Source organism: Budvicia aquatica DSM 5075 = ATCC 35567, from assembly GCF_000427805.1.
Lineage (GTDB): Bacteria > Pseudomonadota > Gammaproteobacteria > Enterobacterales > Enterobacteriaceae > Budvicia > Budvicia aquatica.
The window spans coordinates 1-22324 of sequence record NZ_ATYS01000001.1; the positions used below are offsets into that span (position 1 = coordinate 1).

General features: G+C 41.6%; 27 protein-coding genes and 1 pseudogene. 14 read left to right on the plus strand and 14 right to left on the minus strand.

The annotated features are described in order from the left end of the window. From YWE_RS0100005 to ychF, 3 genes and pseudogenes are all read right to left on the minus strand, one after another. Positions 1 to 1688: pseudogene (locus YWE_RS0100005) on the minus strand (hypothetical protein); the annotation flags it as partial. Between the two features lie 514 nt (positions 1689 to 2202). Next, positions 2203 to 3714, minus strand: coding sequence for a Na+/H+ antiporter NhaC family protein (locus YWE_RS0100010; RefSeq protein WP_029092664.1), 1512 nt, complete (start codon positions 3712 to 3714; stop codon positions 2203 to 2205). A 380-nt stretch (positions 3715 to 4094) separates the two neighbouring features. Then, positions 4095 to 5186, minus strand: coding sequence for a redox-regulated ATPase YchF (gene ychF / locus YWE_RS0100015; protein WP_029092665.1), 1092 nt, complete (start codon positions 5184 to 5186; stop codon positions 4095 to 4097). A 253-nt stretch (positions 5187 to 5439) separates the two neighbouring features. Here ychF and YWE_RS31280 point away from each other — a divergent pair, with 253 nt between their 5' ends. From YWE_RS31280 to YWE_RS0100050, 4 genes are all read left to right on the plus strand, one after another. Beyond that, on the plus strand, positions 5440 to 5883 hold the full coding sequence (locus YWE_RS31280; protein WP_227659942.1) for a hypothetical protein: 444 nt from the start codon (positions 5440 to 5442) through the stop codon (positions 5881 to 5883). A 71-nt stretch (positions 5884 to 5954) separates the two neighbouring features. Further along, entirely contained in the window at positions 5955 to 6284 is a 330-nt protein-coding gene (locus YWE_RS0100025) for a hypothetical protein (RefSeq protein ID WP_029092667.1), read from the plus strand. A gap of 179 nt (positions 6285 to 6463) precedes the next feature. Continuing rightward, complete coding sequence (locus tag YWE_RS0100035) at positions 6464 to 6769, plus strand: hypothetical protein (RefSeq protein ID WP_029092668.1); 306 nt, start codon at positions 6464 to 6466, stop codon at positions 6767 to 6769. Between the two features lie 626 nt (positions 6770 to 7395). Further along, complete coding sequence (locus tag YWE_RS0100050) at positions 7396 to 8172, plus strand: type VI secretion system-associated protein TagO (RefSeq protein ID WP_029092669.1); 777 nt, start codon at positions 7396 to 7398, stop codon at positions 8170 to 8172. Between the two features lie 371 nt (positions 8173 to 8543). On the opposite strand, the gene YWE_RS0100055 is transcribed toward YWE_RS0100050, so the two are convergent. Together YWE_RS0100055 and YWE_RS0100060 are read right to left on the minus strand one after the other, a co-directional pair. Next, positions 8544 to 9569: a hypothetical protein gene (locus YWE_RS0100055; RefSeq protein ID WP_029092670.1), complete on the minus strand. Its 1026-nt coding sequence runs from the start codon at positions 9567 to 9569 to the stop codon at positions 8544 to 8546. A gap of 154 nt (positions 9570 to 9723) precedes the next feature. Continuing rightward, complete coding sequence (locus tag YWE_RS0100060; protein WP_227659943.1) at positions 9724 to 10239, minus strand: hypothetical protein; 516 nt, start codon at positions 10237 to 10239, stop codon at positions 9724 to 9726. 304 nt (positions 10240 to 10543) lie between these two features. Between YWE_RS0100060 and YWE_RS0100065 the strand changes: the two genes are divergently transcribed. Together YWE_RS0100065 and YWE_RS30240 are read left to right on the plus strand one after the other, a co-directional pair. Beyond that, positions 10544 to 11545 (plus strand): molybdopterin-dependent oxidoreductase, encoded by a 1002-nt coding sequence (locus tag YWE_RS0100065; RefSeq protein WP_161628755.1) that lies wholly within the window; start codon positions 10544 to 10546, stop codon positions 11543 to 11545. A 69-nt stretch (positions 11546 to 11614) separates the two neighbouring features. Then, positions 11615 to 11788 carry a hypothetical protein gene (locus YWE_RS30240; protein ID WP_154661396.1) on the plus strand — a complete coding sequence of 58 codons (174 nt, stop codon included), beginning with the start codon at positions 11615 to 11617 and terminating at the stop codon, positions 11786 to 11788. A gap of 283 nt (positions 11789 to 12071) precedes the next feature. Here the strand turns inward: YWE_RS30240 and blc are convergent, their stop codons facing one another. Next, positions 12072 to 12596 carry an outer membrane lipoprotein Blc gene (blc, locus tag YWE_RS0100080; protein WP_029092674.1) on the minus strand — a complete coding sequence of 175 codons (525 nt, stop codon included), beginning with the start codon at positions 12594 to 12596 and terminating at the stop codon, positions 12072 to 12074. A gap of 341 nt (positions 12597 to 12937) precedes the next feature. On the opposite strand from blc, the gene YWE_RS0100085 reads away from it, so the two are divergent. Next, on the plus strand, positions 12938 to 13309 hold the full coding sequence (locus YWE_RS0100085; protein WP_029092675.1) for a VOC family protein: 372 nt from the start codon (positions 12938 to 12940) through the stop codon (positions 13307 to 13309). Positions 13310 to 13468: 159 nt separating this feature from the next. On the opposite strand, the gene YWE_RS0100090 is transcribed toward YWE_RS0100085, so the two are convergent. Together YWE_RS0100090 and YWE_RS0100095 are read right to left on the minus strand one after the other, a co-directional pair. After that, the gene (locus tag YWE_RS0100090) at positions 13469 to 14041 is read right to left on the minus strand and encodes a cytochrome b/b6 domain-containing protein (RefSeq protein WP_029092676.1); all 573 of its coding nucleotides are present in this window, start codon (positions 14039 to 14041) and stop codon (positions 13469 to 13471) included. Between the two features lie 226 nt (positions 14042 to 14267). Further along, positions 14268 to 14693 (minus strand): universal stress protein, encoded by a 426-nt coding sequence (locus YWE_RS0100095; RefSeq protein WP_029092677.1) that lies wholly within the window; start codon positions 14691 to 14693, stop codon positions 14268 to 14270. A 241-nt stretch (positions 14694 to 14934) separates the two neighbouring features. Here YWE_RS0100095 and YWE_RS0100100 point away from each other — a divergent pair, with 241 nt between their 5' ends. Continuing rightward, positions 14935 to 15216, plus strand: a complete 282-nt coding sequence (locus tag YWE_RS0100100) for a hypothetical protein (protein ID WP_036014570.1) — start codon at positions 14935 to 14937, stop codon at positions 15214 to 15216. Positions 15217 to 15288: 72 nt separating this feature from the next. Continuing rightward, positions 15289 to 15603 carry a hypothetical protein gene (locus YWE_RS0100105; protein WP_029092679.1) on the plus strand — a complete coding sequence of 105 codons (315 nt, stop codon included), beginning with the start codon at positions 15289 to 15291 and terminating at the stop codon, positions 15601 to 15603. A gap of 92 nt (positions 15604 to 15695) precedes the next feature. On the opposite strand, the gene YWE_RS0100110 is transcribed toward YWE_RS0100105, so the two are convergent. Next, positions 15696 to 16085 carry an SHOCT domain-containing protein gene (locus YWE_RS0100110; RefSeq protein ID WP_029092680.1) on the minus strand — a complete coding sequence of 130 codons (390 nt, stop codon included), beginning with the start codon at positions 16083 to 16085 and terminating at the stop codon, positions 15696 to 15698. 372 nt (positions 16086 to 16457) lie between these two features. Here YWE_RS0100110 and YWE_RS0100115 point away from each other — a divergent pair, with 372 nt between their 5' ends. Together YWE_RS0100115 and YWE_RS0100120 are read left to right on the plus strand one after the other, a co-directional pair. After that, positions 16458 to 17102, plus strand: coding sequence for a Vat family streptogramin A O-acetyltransferase (locus tag YWE_RS0100115; RefSeq protein ID WP_029092681.1), 645 nt, complete (start codon positions 16458 to 16460; stop codon positions 17100 to 17102). Between the two features lie 223 nt (positions 17103 to 17325). Next, the gene (locus YWE_RS0100120; RefSeq protein ID WP_029092682.1) at positions 17326 to 17520 is read left to right on the plus strand and encodes a hypothetical protein; all 195 of its coding nucleotides are present in this window, start codon (positions 17326 to 17328) and stop codon (positions 17518 to 17520) included. A gap of 237 nt (positions 17521 to 17757) precedes the next feature. Here the strand turns inward: YWE_RS0100120 and YWE_RS0100125 are convergent, their stop codons facing one another. The 3 genes from YWE_RS0100125 to YWE_RS0100135 all read right to left on the minus strand — a co-directional run bounded on the left by YWE_RS0100125 (position 17758) and on the right by YWE_RS0100135 (position 18601). Continuing rightward, a complete protein-coding gene (locus tag YWE_RS0100125; RefSeq protein WP_029092683.1) occupies positions 17758 to 18000 on the minus strand; it encodes a tetratricopeptide repeat protein in 243 nt (80 codons plus the stop codon). A 179-nt stretch (positions 18001 to 18179) separates the two neighbouring features. Continuing rightward, entirely contained in the window at positions 18180 to 18314 is a 135-nt protein-coding gene (locus YWE_RS0100130; RefSeq protein WP_029092684.1) for an entericidin A/B family lipoprotein, read from the minus strand. A gap of 89 nt (positions 18315 to 18403) precedes the next feature. Then, positions 18404 to 18601 carry a hypothetical protein gene (locus YWE_RS0100135; RefSeq protein WP_029092685.1) on the minus strand — a complete coding sequence of 66 codons (198 nt, stop codon included), beginning with the start codon at positions 18599 to 18601 and terminating at the stop codon, positions 18404 to 18406. A 190-nt stretch (positions 18602 to 18791) separates the two neighbouring features. On the opposite strand from YWE_RS0100135, the gene YWE_RS0100140 reads away from it, so the two are divergent. Together YWE_RS0100140 and YWE_RS0100145 are read left to right on the plus strand one after the other, a co-directional pair. Then, positions 18792 to 19025 carry a hypothetical protein gene (locus tag YWE_RS0100140; protein WP_029092686.1) on the plus strand — a complete coding sequence of 78 codons (234 nt, stop codon included), beginning with the start codon at positions 18792 to 18794 and terminating at the stop codon, positions 19023 to 19025. Between the two features lie 553 nt (positions 19026 to 19578). Next, positions 19579 to 19827 (plus strand): GlsB/YeaQ/YmgE family stress response membrane protein, encoded by a 249-nt coding sequence (locus tag YWE_RS0100145; RefSeq protein WP_029092687.1) that lies wholly within the window; start codon positions 19579 to 19581, stop codon positions 19825 to 19827. 69 nt (positions 19828 to 19896) lie between these two features. Here YWE_RS0100145 and pth read toward each other — a convergent pair whose 3' ends face one another. Further along, the gene (gene pth, locus YWE_RS0100150) at positions 19897 to 20487 is read right to left on the minus strand and encodes an aminoacyl-tRNA hydrolase (protein ID WP_029092688.1); all 591 of its coding nucleotides are present in this window, start codon (positions 20485 to 20487) and stop codon (positions 19897 to 19899) included. 379 nt (positions 20488 to 20866) lie between these two features. Here pth and ychH point away from each other — a divergent pair, with 379 nt between their 5' ends. Further along, on the plus strand, positions 20867 to 21142 hold the full coding sequence (gene ychH, locus YWE_RS0100160; protein ID WP_029092690.1) for a stress-induced protein YchH: 276 nt from the start codon (positions 20867 to 20869) through the stop codon (positions 21140 to 21142). Positions 21143 to 21325: 183 nt separating this feature from the next. On the opposite strand, the gene prs is transcribed toward ychH, so the two are convergent. Continuing rightward, the gene (gene prs / locus YWE_RS0100165) at positions 21326 to 22273 is read right to left on the minus strand and encodes a ribose-phosphate diphosphokinase (protein ID WP_029092691.1); all 948 of its coding nucleotides are present in this window, start codon (positions 22271 to 22273) and stop codon (positions 21326 to 21328) included. Positions 22274 to 22324: the final 51 nt, after the last annotated feature.

Here is a 22324-nt window from a genome sequence, read left to right on the forward strand (position 1 = left end):
CCGGGTGAAATATTACCGCCGTTATATAGGGTGGTTGTGCCTACCATACCGGTACCGGCAAGGGTGCCACGCTCCGCAATGCTCATTGAGCCGCCCAGCGCGTTGCTGACGACCAGCGTTCCGCCGGTTATCTCGGTTTTGCCGCTGAACNGGCTGCGATCGGTATCAAACTCGGTAATACCGTTAACCTGTTTGATGGTTCCTTTACCTTCCGCGCTGCTGACCAGATCGGTAGTAAAGGTATAATTACCGCTCAGGTCGGTATGGTTAAATACGATAGAACCATCGCCGGCGCCAAAAATGATTTTATTTACCTCAACGCTACCTACCATTTGTGGTGCATGACCTTCAGCGCCACCGATATTGAGGGTTCCTACGCCATTAACCTGATTTCCCAGATATAAATCGCCCAGAATGCTGTTATCAAATACCGGTTCATAGCTACTGTAGCCGGTCTCGTTATGTCGATTGAAATAGCCGGTGCTGCCGGTAGAGACAACGCCGCCGTTGGCTACTGTCAGACTACCGGTGCCGCTTTCACCAATAGAAAGATGACCCACTTCATTTGTTTCGGAGGGGATATAAGTGTGGCCGGATGCCTTCCAGATACTATTTTCTCCGGATACCAACACTGAACCGCTGCCATTATCAACGCCGATATAAGCGCTGATATTAGACTCATCGGTGTTTGATGCCATGGTAGACAGGCTTGCACCATTTAAAACAGAGATAGATCCGATACTCCCGGAATTAACCCCGACCTCTAACCCTTGAGCGAAAACGGCCTGGCTTTGGATGGTTTCACCATTTCTTACCACGCTGCCGGAGATATTCAGCGCACCGTTACCTTGATTTTTACCAATAACAGCGCTGATTACCCCTTCGCTATAGGCACTCCCGGAGACCATCATCTTACCGCCACCGAGTATATTAATGGTTCCTGTACCGGCTATACCGCTGTCGGTACCTTGCCCCAGTGAAAATGTGCGCTGGTCTTCCGTATATCCCATTGAGCCCACGTCAATGCTACTGCCATCAACGTTCAGCACGCCTTTACCGCCGTCAGTGCCCACATGGAGATCTTTAACCGTTAGGGCAGATGAACTCATCATATATTCGCTGGCGCTTTTTCCTGAGCCGGTCAAAGAAACTAAACCGTCACTGTTCAGGCCTGAACCAATACTCAGCGTTTCTAAATGAATTTTTGGCGTAAACCTATTTTCTTCAGGATTCTCAATATTGGAGGCATCAAAAATATAGTCATGATATTCAACAACGCCTTTTCCGCCATTGCTGCCAACTGACATTGAACCACTGAGATAGGTGGTGTACTGGTAGCTATCTGGCGTGCTGGTGATTTTTAATGATGCGCTATTGCCTGAGCCTTCACCGACAAATAAGGTGTGGTTATAGTCGCCATCAAGGCTGGGGGAATAATAGTCAACTGCGGCAAGAGAGAGCTCAACCGTTTGATTACCCGAATCATAAATGTACAGGTCATCATTCAGGGCTGGCGTGGAATTATTGGACCAGTTCTGTTGACCAAAAAACTGATTGTTTCCGCTGGCATTATCCCAATAGATGCTAGCCGCCTGAACAACAGGTGCGGTGCTGACTACTGACAGTATGCTTAAAAGAATCAGATTCTTTTTAAATATCCGTATATTAGATTTTTTCACGTTTTCCATAACTTGTTTGAGTTGGGTTTAATTATTGCAACAGCTCATCTCACTGCCGATTATTCTATATTAATTTATATGTTGAAGTATATGTAATAATATTAGTTTGTTTTAATTAATTACATAATTGTATGTATCTTATTGATACTTTTGTATTGTTAATTATTTCAATTGGGTTGTTTTTTCTCATTGTAATTTTTCAATCCGTAGGGAATTACCCTTATGTCAGTTTTATTCAGTTTTATTCAGTTATGTTAAGTAAATATATATTTCTTTAAGAGATAATTAACATTATATCGATAGTCATATGTATGGGAGATGCAGGTGCTTTTTATGCCTAATTATTAAATAAATTGCTCATGACGATTAAAGTTAATAACTCTTTTTGAGTGTAGTGTTGAAGCGGTAAATAGAGTGTCAGTACAGCGTTGGTATTAGCTGGGGCTTAACAAAAAACAGGCTGATAACCCGTGCTCCGGGCTATCAGCCTGTTTGAACTGCCGATATATTGGTTTTTGGTCCGTTATTCCTGAACGGCTTTATGGGCAGCTTCATTTTCTTTTGATTGCGGTGTAGCGGCCGGCATGTAACGAATATTAAAGCCGGTGATTCCTAATGCCACTGTGATTAATGGTGCTGCAATATTAAACACGGCAAACGGCATATAGGACATGGTTGAAACCCCTAAAACTGCTGCCATATAGGCACCACAAGAGTTCCACGGGATCAACGGTGAGGTGACAATGCCTGCATCAGAGACTGCCCGTGACAGGTTTTCTGGCGCGAGCCTTCGTTTGGCGAATTCAGCGCGAAACAGGCGAGTTGGCAAAAGCAGAGCAATATATTGATCGCCAGCGGTGATGTTCAGGCCGATGGCAGTGGCAACCACTGAGGCAAGTAAACTGCCCACGGATTTGGCTCGCAGCAATAACGGTGTCACTAACTTGTTCAACAGACCAAAGTCATCCACCATAATGCCGAAGGTTACCGCACCGATAATCAACCAAATTGTCAGTAACATGCTGTCCATGCCGCCACGTGAAAGCAGGGCGTCTATTTGTTCAATACCTGAGTTTTCTTGAAAGCCGGTCGCCATCGCAACCCAAGTAGCCTTGATGGCCAGCAGCGGGGTAGAGACATCGGGTTCAGCGATAAAACGTAGGATAACCTGTGGCTGCATAAAAGAAGCCATAACGCCGGCCAGCAAAGCAGAACACATGATGGCCAGAGAGGCCGGGACCTTCAATACCGACAGTGCTAATAAAAAGAACAGCGGTAACAAATTCCATGGGGTGATATGAAAAAGCTCATTAAAGCGAGTCAGTTCATTATTTGTCACCGTCGCATCAAAAGCACCGTGCTGATTCATACCCAGAACGATAAAGGCAATCAGAGCAATTAATCCGGCGGGGGCCGTTGTCCAAAGCTGGGTGCGGATATGCTTATAGAGTTCAACACCGTTTAACTGAGCGGCCAGTACGGTACTTTCTGATAGCGGCGAAATCTTATCGCCGACGTAGGCGCCGGAAATAACGGCCCCGGCGGTTATTTCCGGTGATATACCGAGCATATTGGCTAGACCAACTAATCCGACGCCAAGCGTTCCGGCCGTTGTCCAAGAGCTGCCGATACTTAACGACACCCCGGCACATACCAGAAAGGCGATAGGATAGAACCAGTTTGGGGAGATCATGATAATGCCGTAATAGACCATGGTCGGAATTGTACCGGACATGTTCCAGGTTCCAATCAGCGCCCCAACGGCAAAAAGGATAAAAATTGCCCCTGAGACCGTAGAAATACCTTTGCGCCCGGATTCAGAGATCTCATCCCAGCTATGACCATTCTTTAATATGATCATTGAGGTAATCATGGTGCTGACAATGATCGCAACCTGCAGCGGACCGTTTACGGCATTAAGGCCAAATAGGGCAACGGAGGTTCCTACCAGCACAATCAATGTAATGACTGGGGTAAGGGCATCGAGATAACTGGGGGCTTTTATTGTACGGGAAGATTTAGGCTCAACGTCCATATATGCTCCATACGCCGTTAAGGCAAAAGGGGTTATTTTAAGTTTAGTGTTATTGTGTTGTTGTACTGCTTATTGTTAGTTTAAGCATAGACGCTTTTGATAATTGTATAAAAAATATAATGAGTTAAATTTTTGATGGTGGTTAAAGAGGTGGTGTGGCTTGTGGGTCAGTGTTGACGGCGTTGGTGGCGTACTTTGATTAATCGGTAAGGTGTGTTGATGGTTATCTAAATGGCACCGTGGCGAGTCTGTGTTTATAAATACGACTTTTAGGTTTCATTGAGGTATCAGAAACAAAAAATCCACGCAATTGCGTGGATTTGAGACTATTTTCATTTAGCCTAACGGGCATCATAAGATGCCGTAAGGTATAAATTTATTTAGACGTTGAACAGGAAGTTCATAATATCGCCATCTTTAACGATATAGTCTTTACCTTCTGAACGCATTTTTCCGGCTTCTTTTGCACCTTGTTCGCCTTTGAATTTGATGAAATCTTCAAATGCGATGGTTTGTGCACGGATAAAACCTTTTTCAAAGTCAGTATGAATTTTACCTGCGGCCTGAGGTGCGGTTGCGCCAACCGGAATGGTCCATGCGCGAACTTCTTTAACGCCTGCGGTGAAGTAGGTTTGTAGGTTTAGCAGTTCATAACCAGCGCGAATAACGCGGTTTAAACCCGGCTCAGTAATCCCCAGCTCAGCCATAAATTCTTCACGTTCGTCGTCTTCTAACTCGGCAATATCAGATTCAACGGCGGCACATACTGCAACCACAACAGAACCTTCAGCGGCGGCGATCTCGCGCACTTTATCCAGATAAGGATTGTTCTCAAAGCCGTCTTCATTAACGTTAGCAATGTACATGGTTGGCTTTAGCGTCAGGAAACTTAAGTATCTCAGTGCGGCTTTTTCTTCAGTGTCCAGATCCAGTGCACGTAACATGCCGGCGTTTTCTAAATGTGGCAGGCACTTCTCTAAAGCAGAGAGTTCAACTTTTGCATCTTTATCGCCGCCTTTCGCCTTCTTCTGTACGCGATGAATAGCGCGTTCACAGGTATCTAAATCGGAAAGGGCGAGTTCGGTGTTGATGGTATCGATATCTTCAGCCGGGTCAACTTTACCTGAAACGTGAATGATATTGTCATTTTCAAAACAGCGCACTACGTGACCAATAGCTTCGGTTTCACGAATGTTGGTTAAGAATTGGTTGCCCAGGCCTTCACCTTTAGACGCGCCTTTAACCAGGCCCGCAATATCAACAAATTCCATGGTGGTTGGCAGAACGCGCTGAGGCTTAACGATTTCAGCTAATTGATCTAAACGTGAATCAGGCATGGGCACGACACCGGTGTTCGGCTCGATCGTACAGAACGGAAAGTTAGCTGCTTCGATACCCGCTTTAGTTAATGCATTAAACAGGGTTGATTTGCCAACGTTAGGCAGCCCGACAATACCGCATTTGAATCCCATAACTCATATCACCTTAAAATTGTTTAATATCAGCACATTAGAAGTTATTGTCTAAGTGCTCTCTAAATTGATGCGCTATTATACACAATATAGGGTTTTAATCTCTATTCGCTCTGTTGCGTGAGCGTCATGGTTCTGGTTGAGCGTTTTATTCTTTGCCATACCGGCGAGATGCAGGAGATGTTTAGTAGGGGAATACTAATGTAGTATTGGCTTAGATAATCAGTTCCACAACAGGAGTTTGGCAACTGCCATGGCAATAAGAATCAGCGCTAGCTTTTTAGATTTACCCTATGTTGAAGATGCATCATTAGACTCGTTTGCTGCTTATTTTAAACCGGAGCATGCCAAATGCTGGGGAGATAAAGCAAATTCAGGGCACTTTAAATTTGAAAATGGAAACGGCGGTAGCGTAATTCTATTTTTTGCTAGATATTCAGAATCAGAAATTTCATTAAGATATGATTTTAATATTCCCAGCGTGAGAGGCGGTTTATGTTGGTATAGCGTTGGTAATGCAGATAAGTTAGACACTTTGGTTGATGCTGATACTGACCTGTATATTCCTCTCGGCTCTTGTTTGACACCGACCATAGCATTCAAAGTTATTGAGGATTTTTTCAGAAACCCGCTGATAAAGTCTGAGATTGTTGAATGGGTTAATGCTGATCACCTCGATTGGGCAGCGGTATATTAAACTGCCTTATTCAAATTTATTTAATCCTCATAAATGTTAATATCCATCCAACGCATTTATAAGGACGTGAGATGAAAAGGTTAATGTTGGGTGTGGTGATAGCCACGCTTAGTGCAATTAGCTTTGCCGATGACGATATAGATGTGAAAAAAGCCGCAAAGGCTGTATGTAAAAACTCAAAGGTAGAGGCCCGGACTGCTTGTGAGGACTTAGTCATTAGTACCGCGACCACTGCATTTGCTGTGGGACAACTAGCCGGGATATGCGAATATGCAATAGGAATTAATGCGGAGCCGGAATTAGTTCAACGGTGTAAAATAGCTATGGCTAGTAATAGTGATATCCTTGAATTTTTTGAGCTAAAAAAAGAGCGACAGGAAAAATATCCGAAGTTGAAGTAATTACCCCACCTGTAGTGCTGGGGCTGCGTTGAGCATGGCAGCCCAGCATAATTTTGCTCTATGCGCCGCCTGCTGACATCCGCTCATAGCCTCGTACTCTTCCCGTGATTGTTCTGGCATTTATTTAATCTCCATAATAAATGTTAATATTCATCCAACGCTTTTAATAAGGATGAAAGATGAAAAAGGTAATGTTAGGTGTGGTGCTAGCTATGTTTAGTGCAAGTAGCTTTGCCGATGATTTTGATGTGAAACAAATAATAAAATCTGCATGTTCAGAACAAAATGCAAAAGCTCAAGCATCTTGCGAACAGATGGTCAAAATAGTCACAGTTCATTCATTTACATCAGGAAGGCTGTCGGGGCGATGCGAGTACGAAATAAGATTGAATAAGAACAAGAAAGAGATTCAAAACTGTGAAAACATTCTAAGTGGTAGTCAATTTCAAGCATATTATGAGTTAGACGAAGAGCTCAGAAAGTAAATTCAGCGCTGAAGTAATTACCCCCTACAATGCTGGAACTGGTTCCGATTGAGCCAGTTTCCGGCACTGCCGGTTGAGATGCTTCGAGTTCTACAATGCGCTTATGTGCTACTTCAAGCTCCTGAGTTAGTTGTGCATTCACATCACGCTGAGAATTAAGCTCATGCGCATTAGCTCTGACAGCCTCCTTCGATGCCTGATAATCACGCTCACGATAGAAAGAGAGTTGCTTTTGCTGACTATCTATTAGCTGTATTGCGGAATTGAACTGCCGTCTTAGGCCTTCATATTTGCCGACAGGTTTCGGTGAATCGACTTACCGGTACGTGGTTCGTTAGTGATGAACGGCGACCATCTTGAGTTTAATCTGTTGAAAACAGGCGGCGCCCTGTCAAAAGTGGTGCCGGTGCTTAATACGGTACGGGATACTGTAACCGGTTTGGACAGTATTATTATACCGGTTAACTCGCTAAACCTTAGATAAAGACTTTTCAACACAGTATTCCAAACAGGTCACTTTGGTGGCCTTTTTTACGTCTAAAGTGTGAACATAAGCAGAGATGTGTAGTGAGTTCTGGTGACTACATTGATATGCTAATGAAAACAATATTTTCTTAGGCATCAGTGTGAAAAAGCTATTGTTAGCATTCGTAGGTTTATTGGGCGCGTCTAATGCGGTGTTTGCTTCTGAAATGTACGAATGCCAATACAATATCGGTGATATTTATAATGGTACGGTCAGAAAGCGCCCACGGATAACATTTCAAAAAGTTGAAATCGGTAGTGATAGCTTCAAGGCCCATGGCCAATATGATAAGTGGTTCAGTAGCCCTAAATTACCCCAACCAGAAAACTCAGAACGTTCAATTGATGATGGTATCAGTGTGTACACCATGTCTGAAAATAGAGATGTGTTTACTGTTTTAGATAAAGACAAGCAGCAGCTCCATAAATGGGACTACTGTAAGAAAGAGGTCCCTAAACCATTTGGCAAATGGTCGATATCTCAAAGAATTAATCCACTGGACGATCAGCTAGTTTTTACCGCTAACCTGACATCTGAAAATAAACGCAATGTTGGAATGACTGTTTCCTGTACTACGGCCAGGAAAGCGATATCTGTTGCGTTAATATTTCTTGATGAGGAGGTGACTGATGGCAATATCGTAACCCGAGTGGATAAAGAAAAAGCGGTACGTTCAGCGTGGAATGTTCGCGTAATGGGGACTGGTTCCATGGCTGTGCCCTCCAGTAATATTAATTTCTCAAATGCATTTATAAATAGTCAGCAATTGATTGTCAGTTACTCGGAATATATGCACGGGAATGATGTTGTCAGCTTTGATATGACTTCTTATGACAAGGTATTGAGTGAGTTAAGATATAAGTGTGAAATTAACTGAATGGTCTATTGGGATAATACTGAGTTAACCATCGCACTGGAGGCTTAGAAACAATCGTAAGCCGGTTGCCGTTCTAACTGCGTGTTAACCACCACATAAAACCGTTCAGGGCTGAATATTCGGCAGCCAGAGGAAAACATCTACGACAGTTTTGTTGAAGACTTCTCCTGGGATAATTATGCGCCCTCCAAAGAATTGCCAAACACATCAATCGGCGAAGATATATCTGATGTCGGACTCCTGCTTTAGCGCGGGGTAGGTAGTGCCGCGCTGAACGTACGTGAAGCACTGACTAAGATTCTTGTTGCCGGTGAAGCTGTTGTATCGGTTATCCATTGGCCCTCAATTCATCCTCTCATCATACTTATATGCTAGGTTGTTTGGTCTGCTAAGAATGCATCAAAATGCCTGAGCATAGCTTGGCTGCGAAACTGCTCAGGTATCTCATAAAACACTTTCTGTGGGTTTTTTAGTTGTAGAAAGCATTGCTCATATAGTTCTGCTAGATCAAATGAAACTGGGGCTCTTACTAGGCTTTTGGGAGAAAGTTGCATAGCAGAGACTAGTACTTCTAATGTTGCAGAGTTTTGAGAAATAGTACCAACTATTTCTATAACAGTGAGGGCGTCTAATGGTGCCTCCTCTGAGAATAAGGAGAGATAGAACCGCTCAGTTCTTAATTCCTTTGGAACTTTTTTTAGTGCCATTGGATTCTTCCATACTAGAGTAACCCAATCTTGAATAGTCTCAGGTGTTTTTTCTCCTGACTTTTTGACAATATCTTCACCACGGCAAAGAGCCGGTAATATATCGCCCCAAAGCAGCAACCGGGAAGATACTATTTTTTTCAATTTAGCTGGTATTGAGTCGTCATTATCTAATATCCTATTTTTATCTCGGCTAGAATAAGTGAAGTTATGTTTTTGATTTTTTATATTTGCTGATATCGAATGGTCATCATTAATAAATATTGTCGAGTGAAGTTTTCCTTGAAAATTTAGTACTCCGTGATTGTAGAAACCATAAACGGCGCCAGCTATCAATGTATCCCCATGAATATGTATGTCGGAACCGCCACCGACTAAATTATGGGCTTGGCAATCACCCAAAACAATCAAACAAGGGCCGCCATCACCGTTGGTATTTAGAATGGAAGCATTGACGGCCAGGTTGCCTGTAACAATAACACCATGAAGTTCTATATCTTGACGACTAGGCGGTAAGTTATTCCATTGCTTCCATTTATTAAACGTTAACTTCTCCCAGTCGAGACATAAATGATTATTTAAAAATGCATCGCCTTCATGTAACAGCCAAGTATTGAAGTATCCATCATTCATCCAACTAGGTAATGAAAAACGAGTAGAAGCTTCTTGGTATTTAATTATCGATATCACGTAGTTTCCTTTCTGTAGGTTCCACTAGCTCAATATTAAAAATAATTATATAGAAATGAATAGTGATTCCAACACTCAGCCTGTCTTTTTCCGGTCAGCAACACGGGCTATAATTCGCACCAATTTTAACCCTCGCTTCAGCAGGAATTTTTTGTTAGTTATCAAAGAAAAAAACGATTCTTATATTTTTAGGATCGACGCCCTCGGGCGTTAAAAAGTACTCAATAGCCCGCAGTTCTAACGCTTCATGAATATATTTTAAGCCATCAAAGGATAGATCTTTTAGATTTGCTCTATAAATTCTAATTTCTTCCAGAGTAACAAAGCTATGAGAGTGTCCATCAATATTCCAAGACTCTATGTGTTGTTTGACAAATGCACTTATATCTATTGGGACTCCTCTGGGCGGAGAGATACTTGGTGATTCAGTATAAGCCCGGACACCGCAAAGTTGTTCGAATGCAAGATAATTTCTGACATCATGTAACTCAATTACATCAAACTCAGGGGTATCTCGATACTCATCAAAATAAGGATTTTTTGTATGATGGTCAAAGTTAATCCATTTATTGTTATCACCAAATGAATACTTAACCTCAACGAACATGTGAATATCACATCCCACAACTAATCTCCCTGAATTTAAGTCGCTGAAATAGTATGTTGTCATAGATTTAATCAATAAAAAAGCCGCGCAATGGCGATCTGGTTTAATGAAGCGGATAAATAGCGCTTGTTTTTAGTAGGGTAGATTTCTACTCCCTTAAGTCACCACTATAGGCATAAGGAAATTGAGCATCACGGCAGAACTGGCGACAACCAGGACTGCTACCGCAATAATTAGCTTCATGAAAAGGGCAGTTAGAGGTATTTGTTTTATATGATATCTCCTTGTTTTTGTAATCAATGATTTGTATGGTAATTATGGATGCCCGCTGTTTCAAAGCGCACTGGCCGGGATGTATGAGAACGAAATGATGGAAATTAAAAACAAGCAGGTCATGAAGTCGAATGGTTTCGGCCTTATTCAAAAGCATGAAAAAGAAATTTTCAGGTCCTTCATCACTGATGAAGACGGGCTATATAAAGTCTGGCATCTTGGAATACCAGATACCTCTACTGAAGGTTGGCAGGTTGCTATAGAGGGCGGTGTAGATGGGACACTGACATTAACACTAAAAGACCTGCAAGAATTAGAGCAAACCACCGTAATGTCTTTCCAAGAATGCGCTGGCAGTCCTGTATTTCCTGATATCCCCCAGAGACGAGTGGGAAATATTGTATGGGAAGGCGTGAGGTTAAGAGACGTTCTTCTGCAAGTCGGGGTCGGGAATAATATCAAGTTTATCCATTCTAGTGGCGTCGACCACGGTGATTTTAATGGCCAACATTATGAATCGTATGACAAAGATTTACCGCTAGAAATGGCCCTGAATGATAATGTTTTGTTGGCGCTAAAGATCAACGGAGAGCCATTATCAAACAGCCGTGGCGGACCAGTACGCCTTATTGTGCCGGGTTATTATGGTACTAATTCAACAAAATGGCTTAACCGACTCGCGTTGGCAGAAACCAGGCACAACGGTGATTTCACTACTCGCTACTATAATGACCGTGAAGTTATCGATGGTGCAGAAGTCTTAACGCCAGTTTGGGAAATTAAACCAAATTCACTTTTAGTTTTTCCAGAGAACGGTATGCATTTGCCAAAGGAAAAACAGACTTTATGGGGCTGGGCGTGGGGTTTTCATCCAATATCAAAAGTCGAGGTCTCCTTAAACGCCGGATTGACATGGCAAGATGCTGAGATTGAAAGCCGGGATGAAAACAGTTGGCAGCGATTTTCTTTTGAATGGGAACCTCATGTTATCGGGGAGTTCCATATTGTAATCAGAGCTTCAGATCGGGAAGGGAACGTTCAGCCATTATTAGGCAAACGAAATCAGGTCTACCGATCAATTATTTTTGTCAGTTAATCTTCCTGTTTACATGGTCATTGCTGGGGGAATATTAGTATCCACCTCACGCATTTATAAGGACATAAGATGAAAAAGTTAATGTTGGGTGTGGTGCTGGGTTTAGCGAGTTTCGGAGCGGTAGCCCAAGAAAATGTAGTAGAAGAGATGATATCGACAACGTGTGACGACATCGGAATCAATGACTCAAAGGGCATGCTTTATTGCAAAGAAAAATCAGCTGGGCTGATGGTATTTGCATAGCAAGCCTAAATCGAAGCCAAAACAATGGATATCAGGATAAAAAACAGCAGGCCAAAAATAGAGGAAAAAATAAGGACTCGGTAGGTTATGCTCATACCTGATTGTTTTGTCATAGCACCGACAATGGCTCGAGATATCAGCAATACAGCGACCATTATTACGATGGCAATGATAATGAGGGTGTCTATTTGCATGATTAAAGTAGCCCTTGATTTGATGAGCTATATTACCACATAAACCCACCCGCCAATACCTGACAGATCTACCCGTTACCCATGAGACTTTAGTGCGTAACCCAAAGTAATTGGTCTACCTGAAAATTCAGCTCGCGGGCAATATTGAGATAATTCTGTTTAACATCGTCTGGAATGGTTGGTGTACGCGATAATATCCATAGATAGTCGCGGTTAGGCCCGCTCACTAGCGCATACTGATAGTTGTCATCCAGAGCGATCACGTTATAGCCGCCGTAAAACGGACCGAAAAACGACACTTTAAGGGCTGCGGTAGTTGGGATACCGGTAAAATAGGCCTTGCCTTCGCTTTGTTTCCACACACCTTTTACCGGGTCGTATCCACGGTTCAGAACGGACAAACCGCCGTCGTTACGCTCGCCATAGGTAGCGGTAACTTGCTCAAGCCCTCGTTCAAAGCGGTTCTCTAGCCGGGCTACTTCATACCACTTGCCCAGATAGCGAGTGGCATCAAAATTAGCGATCGGGCTTACCCCCTTTGGCGGTGTCGGGGATTTACAGGCTACAAGGGCCATAGATAGTGCAACACCTGTCAGTACATGCCATAGCTTCATATGAGTTCTCTGGTATATATTTTAAGTTTTAGTGTAGTACAAATGTTGCCTAGGCCGCTTAAGTAATTGGCAATCATCCTGTCTATGTGCTCCTGAATATCTCACTTATAACTTCTTCACACTCCATTAATTAAAATTCAAGTATTGAAACAAAAAAGAAGGGGATTATCGTTTTTGCTGCCCGAGTAATCATTACAAAACTCGTCGGGTCAGAAAATGAGAATTCAGGAATTTCATAAATAGAGTTATTTCAGATAGTTTGACTCAGATCACTGTATAAAAACACACTACTTGCAAGAATGAGTATCAGGAAACTATCTAAAAAAACTAAGGAGAAGTTGATGAAAGCAAATATTGGTTGTTGGTTTGAGATTTATGTTGCAGATATGCCACGGGCAAAAAAATTCTACGAAGCCGTTTTCAATACTAAGTTAGAGAAACTGGAAGCTGAGGGGATGGAATACCTGATGTTCCCTTATCAAGACGGCGTTGAAGGGGCCTCTGGCGCATTGGTCAAAATGGATTGTGTTACACCGGGGGCCGGCGGAACGCTGATTTATCTATCGTGTGATGACTGCGCGGTGGAAGAAAGTCGAATTGTTCCTAATGGCGGTACAATACTGAGAGCGAAATTCGCTATCGGAGAATATGGTTTTGCTTCTATTGTTAAAGATAGTGAAGATAACGTGATTGGGCTGCATTCACAGAAATAAGGTGTTCTGGCCCAGCACAGAGCAAACCAACGCAGTTAAATATCCTAAACAGGCCACATCGGTGGCCTGTTTAGGTTCTAAGGACGGCAAAAGAGTAAGGCTAACGCCGTCATAGCGTTTACTTATGCTTCAATCCGTTTATAAAAAGGAATGGATGGTTTATTTTTTTGCCTTTTTATACCAGATAACAAAATGGATAAGTCCTAGACCTCCGTGCCCATAAATATAAATTTCTATCAATATAGTTAGTGATTTATGAATGCTTCGAGCGTCGTAGGCGAATGATGCTCCGAGTATCCACAGGAAAAACCATGTTAGCCCTGAAATAATAACAATTGATAAAGCGCCTAATCCTAATCCTTGAACTGTGGCAGCTAACCCCGCAGGGGTGCTATCAGGTAACTTAAATTCAATTAACTGATTAATATCACTTTTTATTTGTTTGACGTCACCCCATAAGTAAGGGTAGAAATGTTTAACCCCTTTCTCTTTTAAACATGTCCAAATCAAAGCAAATGAAAGAAAAAATAAACTAAAGCCAATCAATATATGCATCCACGTAAAGATGTATTCCCCACTGATACTGGGAATTGTGGAGGATTGAGTACCGACCATCCAGTTACTAATGATTATTTGAGTTATAACTAAAACTAAAATTAAAACATGCAATACCCTTATTTTGGGTGTTTGATACTTCCCCAAAAAGAACCAAATAGACTTAAATAAATTCATAGGATTACCAAATTTATTAAATACAAGGCATCAAGCCCAATTTAGTACTAATTTTAGTAGATAACAGAGAAATGACATCTCCATCTTTATAAATAGGATATATAACAACGAGAGAATCAGCCAAAATTGAAAGGACCGATCCAGAAATCAGTCCTTATTAGCCGTTTAAATCGTTCTCCAACCGTATGGGGTTAGTTCAGATCAGATGATTAAATCTAAATGAGTTCTATCTTACAACCAGCACGGATGTTTTTGCATATCGAACGATGGCCGATGACGTTGAACCCAATAGGTGGGTAGAAATACTCGGGCGGCGAGAACCAACAATAATCAAGTCAGCTTCGATAGCTTCAGACAAATTCAGTATTTTGTCTCGCGCCGAGCCGACATCGATATGATGCTGGATTCTGGTATTCGGTATTCTAAATGCTTTGGTTATCTCTTCCAGCTTTTCCAGCGTCGCGTTCTTCATTTCTTCTGGGTCTGGAAGTCGTGTTGCATAAGCTATGCTATATGTGGTGTAAGAGGGGATAACGGCAATAAAATGAAACATGGGGTCCCCTAACTTTGCCATCCTTTCGGTGTGTGGAATGACTAAGTTAGTCAAATCTTGTTCTGAAATATCGATCGGAATTAAGATAGTTTTATACATAATTACCTCCCGTATTTTGAGTCTATCTATATCGTTTTGTTAAATTACAAATAGTAAGCTACTAAGGTAGAATGCCAACAAGTTGAAGAAATAGCTACTCATTTGGCTTGCATAACAGCTTACCGAACATTTCTGATAGCTTTCGCGAGTGGGTAATTACAGGCTGAATGTAAATATAACACCTGAATTTATATAGAATAACTTAAACTATTCTTAGAGTTTATATAAAAAGGTAACGGTGATGAGACATGAGATTAAAGTATTAACAACGGCTAAGCCGATATATAAAATCCACTGTGGTGAGTGTAATTGGGAATTACTGATTACAGCAAATACCGATGAGAGTGTGAAATGTTGCCCTTGGTGTGGCTGGCGTGATTTAGAAATTAGTCACCTTACGAAATCAGGGGCTTTTCAGGAAATTGAATGCAAAAAACACGGTAAAATGACGATATTATTACCAAGTGACACTATTGAGCCGGAAGATTTTATGGATAATTTTTTTTGTCCATTCTGTCATTAATCAATTGTATTCACGCTTTATTTAATCCTTATAAATGATAATATCCATCCAACGTATATATAAGGATGTAATATGAAAAAATTAATATTATTTGGGGTGTTGGGGTTATCTAGCCTGGAGGCGGTAGCCGAATTAAATAAGCTGGAGAAGGGTATCACTAATGCCTGTAAAGAATCTGGTGCGCGTAGCGTCGATCTGTGCGTGTTAAATACCCAGCTATTTATCGCTCTGGCATACAAGAACGGTTATACAAAGGGAGTGTGTTTTGATGCTCAGGATGAAGAAATCAAGAAGCTTTGTACTCCCGATATTTACACCGGTGACGATATGAATAACTTTAAAAACATGGCGACTAAAATGCTCGGTTTTAATGAGCCTACGAGGTAATCGTATAGCGAACCATGGGAGTGCATAGAATCAAGGCTAAATGGTACAAGAATTGACATTTAGCCTTGATGAGTGAAGCAAAAATCTTGAGATCAAGCTAATGCTTTAGCCTTCAGCTTTTGGTATTCGTCCTGTGTAATCGTCCCTTCATCTAATAGTTTTTTCGCATCCGATATTTGCTCGGCCGGCGATTTTCCCGCGACCTCACGAATATAAGCATTAGTATCAGACACTGATTTTTGCATCATGGCACGCTGCCGTTGTGCCATGCCTTTGCCTCGGGTAACGAGATATAAAAGAGAAGCAAGTAATGGAACGAATAGCAAAAATATAATCCATATAGCTTTAAAAAAGCCGTTTAGCTCATGGTCTCTAAAGAGGTCAGATACCACCTGAAACAGGATCAGCAGGTAAGCAATGAAAAAGAAAATTGAAAATGTTGTCGCTAATATATCCCAAAGGGTAAGAAAGTGATTGGCCATGTTTTCTCCTAACATTAAAAAATATATCGGTCACAATTAATCTAATACCGGGCCGTAAGGCTGTGTGACCGTTTTAGTATCAATAACCAACGTTATATCGAATAGGAAAAATCCCGTTGATTAACGGACTACTACTTTCTGACTATAGTCGAATATTTTATAAATGCGTTGTAACTTTAAAAATTAAAACTAGGGGTGTCATCAGAGTGAGAGGGCGGAGGTATGGCTATGAATATCATAAAAATAATATTTATATTATGATATATAATTAACTTGATCGGCTTAATTGATTATGATGTTGTGGCTGGGCCTACAAGATCGCGATAGAGGCTTCAATTCATTGATTAATAATATAAAAATTTGGTGATAAATATGAACGGACCAGATCCAGATAATAAACACCCTATGGAAGGGTTCCCGCAGGTTTGTTACATCAAGAATACGGTCAAAAACCCAAATATCGTTATTGGTGAGTATACATATTACGACGATCCGGATAACTCAGAAGATTTTGAAAAAAATGTTCTTTATCACTATCCGTTTATCGGAGATAAACTGCGTATAGGGAAGTTTTGTGCCATTGCTAAAGGTGTTCGTTTTATTATGAACGGCGCTAATCATAAGCTATCGGGTATCTCAACCTATCCGTTTCAGATATTCGGTAACGGCTGGGAAAGAGTCATGCCTGCGCTTAGTGAGTTACCATACAAAGGGGATACCATTGTTGGTAATGATGTATGGATAGGTTATGAAGCGGTAATCATGCCCGGTATAAAAATAGGCAATGGTGCGATAGTGTCTGCATGTTCGGTTGTTACCAAAGACGTTCCCGCCTATGCCGTTGTTGGTGGTAATCCGGCAAAAGTACTTAAATATCGGTTCTCTGAGGAGGTTGTTGCAACGCTGGAAAATATTGCATGGTGGAATTGGCCAATAGATTTTATTACCAAGCATCTACATCATATCGTGTCAGCAGATGTTGATGCACTGAATGTATGTCATAAGCAAAGAGACTAATGAGCGTTAATATGAGGACGTAGTCATAAAACGGAATTAATAAAAAGCCATTGATATGATATGTAAATCAGATGAATTAAATAGCTATGGTCAAGTAATTTATGCAGCATTCTAACTGATAATGATAGGTGCAAACATTATTCATATTTCTGCTATTTACACCTTGAGTATTCCGAATATTTATAGCTTAATACAATTAGGTTTATTAATTTACAGGTGAATTATGTCTCAGAAAATGGATCCAATACGACAAATTATCGGTGAAATGGTTGTTAAGCTATGTGAAGCAAAGTTACCGATAGACAAGAGTTCAATATCTGAAAAATTGATAAGAGTCACAAATAAAGAGCCAGCGGGGTCCGAAAGAAACAGGACGGCAACGCTGGCTCTTGATTTTTTAGCTAAAAGTGAAGCCTAGCCTAGCTTTAATTGCCCCAATGGGCTGAATAAATAAAAGCTCTTTGCAGCGGATACCGGTTGGTATCCGCTATGTTTAAATATTATGCACTTAAATAACTGCGGTGCTAATACAGCCGGAACATTGACGCCGACTATTCAGTTACGCTCAATGCAGGATGAAAAGCGACTGAACCATTAGGAATAACACCCGAGAAGAATAGCGAGTGAAAATATTCTGGTGAGATCGCTGTGAAAATCAGGCGACTGGGTTAATTTTATCTAAGTAAGCAACGGCCGTCTTGGCCAGTGAATTATCTTGGTTGGCTGCCTTTTCAAACCACAATCGTGCCTTAGTGAAGTCTCTGTCGGTACCATGCCCCATAACATACATGATACCCAGATGAAATTGTTCATCCGCATTTCCCTGCTCAGCTTTCTTTGAGGTCTTTTTAAATACGTCAGATAATATGGTGGATAGGTTTATATCAGGATTATTCATAATAATGGCACCTTGAATTAAACGACATGATTCTAATCTAGCGCTTTTTATTCGTTGAGTATACCTCAATGGCCGTTGTGTAAAGAGAGGGGGAACATGAAGGATATTGCTAATGGCAGTCAATAGATAAATTAAAGCCCTCAGATGAAGGCTTTGATAGATAAATAGGGGGTAATAGGTTATTGAGTACTACGCTGTATAGCCTGTCCACCTGCTTCAATATCTTCCCCAACGCCTCGGGTAGTATTACAGGCTGACAATACCCCACAAAGAATAAGCAAAGATGCTATCGCGACAATACGTTTTCTTAACATAGTTATGTTCCTTCTGATAAAGAGATTGAACGCATTATTAAGGTTAGTCGTATCTAAGTGAATATTCAAAAATAGACGATATTTTCAGACTAATCTAACAGTTTTAACACGCCGGTAATCAGTTTGTGCTTTCCGATGTTATCCGCCGGAATTGCTGCAATCATACCCTGTAGTTCCATTTTTATTGAATTGTTATCTATGGGTATTTCTCTTTTGATCAGTGCGTACACGGCTTCACCAAGGAGTTTCATATTATCATTGTGTACGAGAATGTAGCTTGGCTTCATGGGTATGCTTCCGCAAAATTAAATTTAATTGTGACCAATATAGCACCCAACGTTAATGGCAACGATTCATTTTAACCAATGTTAACCTTGAATGGTTAAGTTATGCTCAGCGATGATAAATCTGCAATACAAAAAAGGTTTAAGATATACTGGCTCAATGGTATTTGGGTGACAGGGGATTTCACAGGCTATGAAGTTTTATAATGAAGTTGATCATGACGGAGTCAGTACCGATATTTGTTATAGCGTCTATATTCTTGGCGTTCATCTTCGGGCATCTAAACGCGTAACGCCGCCGGCAACGAAGATTAAACGTGAGCAGGCCAAGAAGGCATTAAGAAAGTCTCTGTGTAAAACTCGAAAGTTTATTCGTATTCATAAGCTGTCTGAAGATGCCTGGACTGCATTTTGTGATAATGCGTGAAGGCCAGAGCGTTCTATTCGTTATCGGAGCTCTGTAACCACAGAGCTTTTTATCAATAAATGCGAATACGTTTAAACTTTCCGTAATGGCCACTTCCCATTAAACAGCGCTGATTATTATCTCTTTCCTTCTAATTCAATATTATTTAATAACAGATCATGTATCAGGCTTATCACTCGACAGCTCTATTTTTTATGCCCGCGAACAATATTACCCGGTGATAACCACCTTGTTGTAAGAGAGATAAGTGAGATTCGAGCAAGAGATATTTGGCCACATAACAACTGATGTTGAAATCGAAAGGTGATTATACCGCTGTGAGTGGCTAAATTTAGGGAATAAAGGCAGAGAATTGTCACGGTTAGCTAATGGGGTAATGGCTAATAACATTTTGATTTATAGTGAAATATTTAAGGCTTAAAACTAATGTCACTATGAAATTAATTGGTGAATAATTAGAAGTTTCGCCTAACAGCACCTATCCTTAAACAAGTAATAATAAAATACGACGAATTATTTTTCCTTGAATAAATGATGTATCGGAGGTGTGTATATGGGTTTCATCGCTTGGATCGTACTGGGCTTAATTGTGGGCATATTAGCTAAATGGCTGATGCCCGGACCCGATGGCGGTGGCTTTATCATGACCGTAATTTTAGGCATTGTCGGGGCAATGGTCGGGGGATTTATCAGTTCATTCTTCGGTTTTGGTACCGTAGACGGTTTCAATCTGGGTAGTATGGTTATCGCTGTACTTGGTGCAATGTTAGTGCTGTTTGTTTACCGCAAACTCCAGAGATAAGTTTTCAGTCATCTTTATTGTAAAGCCGCCGGTTTTATCAAAACCGGCGGCTTTATATTTCGACTACCTTCAGGCCGTTGCTTTAAATGAATGCAACCGGTTCATGGCCTTAGTGGCATCTTCTTTAATCAATATATCGGTACAGCGTACCGCTTCATCAATCGCTTCATCTATCATCTTTTGTTCGCTTTGTGGTGGCTTACCCAAAACGAATCCGGTGACTTTATTTTTATCGCCGGGATGACCGATACCAATTCTTAAGCGGTAGAAGTTAGGGTTATTACTGAATTTATTGGTGATATCTTTTAAACCATTATGACCGCCGTTGCCGCCACCCAACTTAAGTTTTGCCACGCCGGGCGGCAGATCCAGTTCATCATGAGCAACTAAAATTTCTTCGGGAGCGATACGAAAAAAGCCGGCCATAGCCAGCACCGACTTGCCGCTCAAATTCATAAAGGTCGTCGGGACCAGCAGGCGAATATCCTGACCGTCAATATTTAACCGCGCCGTGTAACCAAAAAATTTAGCTTCTTCTTTCAGCGACTGATTGTGGCGTTCAGCCAGTAGGTCAACGTACCAGGCTCCGGCATTATGACGGGTCTGGGCATATTCAGCCCCCGGATTGGCTAAGCCAACGATTAATTTAATGCTACTCACGATCTATTCCTACTAACAAGATGGTGCATCAGGAGCATCTCTACGCTAAGACTCAGTTCAGGGATGCCAAATTATAAGCGTGCCATTTTACCCTCTCTGACCTGAATCACAAAATATGCTGATAATTGATAGGGTAGGTAAGCGTCGAAGAAAAATAACATTTTGATATTTAAAAATATTAGATGCTTATTAATAGAGTTTTCATTGGTGAATACGGCAATTAAATTTTTTGAAAGGAAATGTAAGCAAATCGTAAAGAACATCCCCAGCCTGTGATCGACACCACACTAATAATAAGCCTGGTTGCCTATACTCATAACAAATGTGTGGTTAAGCAGAATCACATCCTCACTTCAGTAGGCCATCAATGGAGGTTCTTATGAAACGCAAAACAGCAGTCGCACTCGGAAATACCCTCATGGGAATTGGTCTGGTTTCTATGGTTGGCGGCGTTGCTTTTACCGTTCTGGGCATGATGAAAGACTTTGTTCTGGCCGGCTCTTTGGCTCACTTACCGGTAATGGGCATTTTCGTTGGTGCTTTAATCTGGTTGGTCGGTGCGCGTATTAGCGGACGGGAAAGGGTTGCGGAACGTTATTGGTGGATCAAGCACTGCGATCGTAACAACAACGGCTATAGGCATAAACACTTATAGTGTGTCTGTCGTGACGCTTATAGACGGTCAGGTTACAGAAGAGATATGCAGTCAGAGCTTGATATAGTCAGCTTGTACTGAAGTGACAGGGTTGAAGTGAGCCAAATTTAACTAACCATTCAGCAGTAAAAAACCCGCTATTCATTAGATGAACAGCGGGTTTTTTTGTCGAACTAATTTCTGTTAATGTTCAAACATTGCAGAAATTGACTCTTCGTTGCTGATGCGGCGAATAGCTTCAGCCAGCATGCCAGAAAGCGTTAATGTACGAACTTTATTAATCGCTTTAATCTCAGCAGATAGAGGAATAGTGTCACAAACGATGACTTCATCAATCATTGAGTTCTTGATGTTATCAACGGCATTACCTGAGAAGATCGGGTGAGTTGCATAAGCAAATACGCGCTTAGCGCCACGCTCTTTCAGTGCTTCTGCTGCTTTACACAGCGTACCACCGGTATCAATCATGTCATCAACTAACACACAATCGCGACCATTGACGTCACCGATGATATGCATCACTTGAGAAACGTTAGCACGAGGGCGACGCTTATCGATGATGGCCATATCGGTATCGTTTAATAGTTTGGCAATTGCGCGGGCGCGAACAACGCCGCCAATATCAGGAGAGACAACAATCGGGCTTTCCAGATTCTGCTGCAGCATATCTTCTAACAAGATAGGGCTACCGAAAACGTTATCAACCGGTACGTCAAAGAACCCTTGAATTTGCTCTGCGTGCAGATCAACGGTTAATACGCGGTCAACGCCGACGCTGGAAAGAAAGTCAGCAACAACTTTTGCGGTAATTGGTACGCGAGCAGAGCGTACGCGACGATCCTGACGGGCATAACCAAAATAAGGAATTACGGCAGTAATACGTCCGGCTGATGCACGACGCAGCGCATCAATCATGACGACCAATTCCATTAAATTGTCATTTGTTGGCGCACAGGTGGATTGGATAATAAAAATATCACCACCGCGTACGTTTTCATTAATTTGAACACTCACTTCACCGTCGCTAAAACGGCCTACAGCGGCGTCACCGAGAGAAGTATAAAGACGATTGGCTACACGTTGTGCTAGTTCCGGCGTAGCGTTACCAGCAAAGAGCTTCATGTCAGGCACGAGAACAACCTCAGGCTTGCATCCAGAAAGATACCATCAAGAAGATAGACT

What these genes read in the sequence shown, in the direction of transcription:
- YWE_RS0100010 (WP_029092664.1), bottom strand. Translation starts at nt 3,714, where the DNA reads ATGGACGTTGAGCCTAAATCTTCCCGTACAATAAAAGCCCCCAGTTAT.
- ychF (WP_029092665.1), bottom strand. Translation starts at nt 5,186, where the DNA reads ATGGGATTCAAATGCGGTATTGTCGGGCTGCCTAACGTTGGCAAATCA.
- YWE_RS31280 (WP_227659942.1), top strand. Translation starts at nt 5,440, where the DNA reads ATGGCAATAAGAATCAGCGCTAGCTTTTTAGATTTACCCTATGTTGAA.
- YWE_RS0100025 (WP_029092667.1), top strand. Translation starts at nt 5,955, where the DNA reads ATGAAAAGGTTAATGTTGGGTGTGGTGATAGCCACGCTTAGTGCAATT.
- YWE_RS0100035 (WP_029092668.1), top strand. Translation starts at nt 6,464, where the DNA reads ATGAAAAAGGTAATGTTAGGTGTGGTGCTAGCTATGTTTAGTGCAAGT.
- YWE_RS0100060 (WP_227659943.1), bottom strand. Translation starts at nt 10,239, where the DNA reads ATGACAACATACTATTTCAGCGACTTAAATTCAGGGAGATTAGTTGTG.
- YWE_RS0100065 (WP_161628755.1), top strand. Translation starts at nt 10,544, where the DNA reads ATGATGGAAATTAAAAACAAGCAGGTCATGAAGTCGAATGGTTTCGGC.
- YWE_RS30240 (WP_154661396.1), top strand. Translation starts at nt 11,615, where the DNA reads ATGAAAAAGTTAATGTTGGGTGTGGTGCTGGGTTTAGCGAGTTTCGGA.
- blc (WP_029092674.1), bottom strand. Translation starts at nt 12,596, where the DNA reads ATGAAGCTATGGCATGTACTGACAGGTGTTGCACTATCTATGGCCCTT.
- YWE_RS0100085 (WP_029092675.1), top strand. Translation starts at nt 12,938, where the DNA reads ATGAAAGCAAATATTGGTTGTTGGTTTGAGATTTATGTTGCAGATATG.
- YWE_RS0100090 (WP_029092676.1), bottom strand. Translation starts at nt 14,041, where the DNA reads ATGAATTTATTTAAGTCTATTTGGTTCTTTTTGGGGAAGTATCAAACA.
- YWE_RS0100095 (WP_029092677.1), bottom strand. Translation starts at nt 14,693, where the DNA reads ATGTATAAAACTATCTTAATTCCGATCGATATTTCAGAACAAGATTTG.
- YWE_RS0100100 (WP_036014570.1), top strand. Translation starts at nt 14,935, where the DNA reads ATGAGACATGAGATTAAAGTATTAACAACGGCTAAGCCGATATATAAA.
- YWE_RS0100105 (WP_029092679.1), top strand. Translation starts at nt 15,289, where the DNA reads ATGAAAAAATTAATATTATTTGGGGTGTTGGGGTTATCTAGCCTGGAG.
- YWE_RS0100110 (WP_029092680.1), bottom strand. Translation starts at nt 16,085, where the DNA reads ATGGCCAATCACTTTCTTACCCTTTGGGATATATTAGCGACAACATTT.
- YWE_RS0100115 (WP_029092681.1), top strand. Translation starts at nt 16,458, where the DNA reads ATGAACGGACCAGATCCAGATAATAAACACCCTATGGAAGGGTTCCCG.
- YWE_RS0100120 (WP_029092682.1), top strand. Translation starts at nt 17,326, where the DNA reads ATGTCTCAGAAAATGGATCCAATACGACAAATTATCGGTGAAATGGTT.
- YWE_RS0100125 (WP_029092683.1), bottom strand. Translation starts at nt 18,000, where the DNA reads ATGAATAATCCTGATATAAACCTATCCACCATATTATCTGACGTATTT.
- YWE_RS0100130 (WP_029092684.1), bottom strand. Translation starts at nt 18,314, where the DNA reads ATGTTAAGAAAACGTATTGTCGCGATAGCATCTTTGCTTATTCTTTGT.
- YWE_RS0100135 (WP_029092685.1), bottom strand. Translation starts at nt 18,601, where the DNA reads ATGAAGCCAAGCTACATTCTCGTACACAATGATAATATGAAACTCCTT.
- YWE_RS0100140 (WP_029092686.1), top strand. Translation starts at nt 18,792, where the DNA reads ATGAAGTTTTATAATGAAGTTGATCATGACGGAGTCAGTACCGATATT.
- YWE_RS0100145 (WP_029092687.1), top strand. Translation starts at nt 19,579, where the DNA reads ATGGGTTTCATCGCTTGGATCGTACTGGGCTTAATTGTGGGCATATTA.
- ychH (WP_029092690.1), top strand. Translation starts at nt 20,867, where the DNA reads ATGAAACGCAAAACAGCAGTCGCACTCGGAAATACCCTCATGGGAATT.